The organism is Paenibacillus prosopidis (assembly GCF_003337375.1).
In the GTDB taxonomy this organism is placed as follows: Bacteria; Bacillota; Bacilli; order Paenibacillales; family Paenibacillaceae; genus Pristimantibacillus; species Pristimantibacillus prosopidis.
In genome coordinates, this window is the sequence record NZ_QPJD01000075.1 from 1 (window position 1) to 1504 (window position 1504).

At 36.2% G+C, this 1504-nt stretch carries 2 protein-coding genes; both read left to right on the forward strand.

The features are described from left to right. Nucleotides 1-405 precede the first annotated feature (405 nt). A complete protein-coding gene (locus tag DFP97_RS30325) occupies nt 406-774 on the forward strand; it encodes a hypothetical protein (RefSeq protein ID WP_114384370.1) in 369 nt (122 codons plus the stop codon). Nucleotides 775-912: 138 nt separating this feature from the next. After that, the gene (locus DFP97_RS30330; RefSeq protein ID WP_114384371.1) at nt 913-1290 is read left to right on the forward strand and encodes a hypothetical protein; all 378 of its coding nucleotides are present in this window, start codon (nt 913-915) and stop codon (nt 1288-1290) included. Nucleotides 1291-1504 lie beyond the last annotated feature (214 nt).

Below are 1504 nucleotides of genomic sequence, written 5' to 3' on the forward strand. Positions count from 1 at the left end.
ATTCCAGCCTGACGCCGTTTTTTATACAAATGGGAAATTTGATTCAAATTCCGGCTACTTTAGGCTCTACTCTTGGACAACAATAACTAATTCCCGATTGAATACGTTTGATACAGGTATAGTCGCATTTGACAATATACAAATTGGAATCCTTTGGGCGACTGACCCTTTATAATTGGTGTGTCTGATGTCTGTAATATATGTAAACTCGATTACGCTAACGGATAACGATAATGGAGGAGCTGCTTCGTGGTAACTTCTCTTTTGGTTTATTGAAGTAACTGGTAGGATAGTAAGTTATTTAAATACAGGTACTAGATAAACTTAGTACTGTCTAAATTAAACAAATCATTTTATGATTTTATTGTAGTCCGATTAACGATGAAAATAGGTGGCCGATAAATAATGAAAAAATATGCTTTTAGAGGGTTTATCATTTTCTTTGTTTCATCTTTGGTATTAAATTTATCAATAATACTTTTATCAAATAAAGATGCTGAAGACTTAGCTGTAGATGTTTTTCACTTTATACCAGCATTAGTCTTCGATGAAATAATTGATTCCATTATAGGACCGTCTGTTATTGATGTTTTATTTCTTTTTCCAATAGCTTTAACGGACGGGTTAATAGGCATTTTAATTGGGTTGTTGCTAGGTAAAATACTATGGAATAAAGGTAAAAGAAAATACTTTATTATCCTCACATTCATTTTGTTCGTGGTTTTCCAATTTATCATTATTAATTTCGTTCATGTATTCTCAAGTTATTTTTAAGCTAACGGATACGATAGTGGAGGAGCTGCCGCGAGGCCAGCTCCTTTTTGATGCTCATTGAAGTAACGGGCAGTATTGCGCAACAATAATACGCTGTTCTCGTCTATTTAATTAGATAAAATAAAGGGGGCTGATTATATGCTTCGGTTAGTGATTATTATCGTTTTTCTAGGCTCATTTTTAGTTGGTTGCGGAAATTCGATTGAGTCATTTGAGGGACAGATCGAGAAAGTAGAGACCAACCGTTTTATCGTCGATTGCTCAGACGAGGCAAACAAAGGAAAAAGAGGCGCCATCATTGACATCGGGTACGGGTGCCCTGTTCAATTTACAGATCAGACGACTTTTCGAAATGAAAGTGGCAATTCTTTAAAGATGAGCGACTTTTCACCAAGTTCGATCGTTAATGTAATTCTTGTGAAACCTGTGAACATCAGAAAGAACATTGAAAAGGAAAAGTCTTTCGTTCTCACTGCAAAAGAGATTGTACTGTTAACCAGAGCAGAGGATCGTTGAACTAACGGGTACGAGAGTTCACTTTAGTACGAAATGAAGTATGTAAGGGGGGATATAACAATGACAACAGTTCGGGCAGTAATCCAGGATCCATACTTCGAACAACCTGCTTGGTTATCAAATGTGGAATACAGGGAGTGCGTCTATCTTTCAAAGTTTTCTACGCCAGCAGATGCAGTGCTCTTTCTTACTTTATTATGCGGGTATAATAACA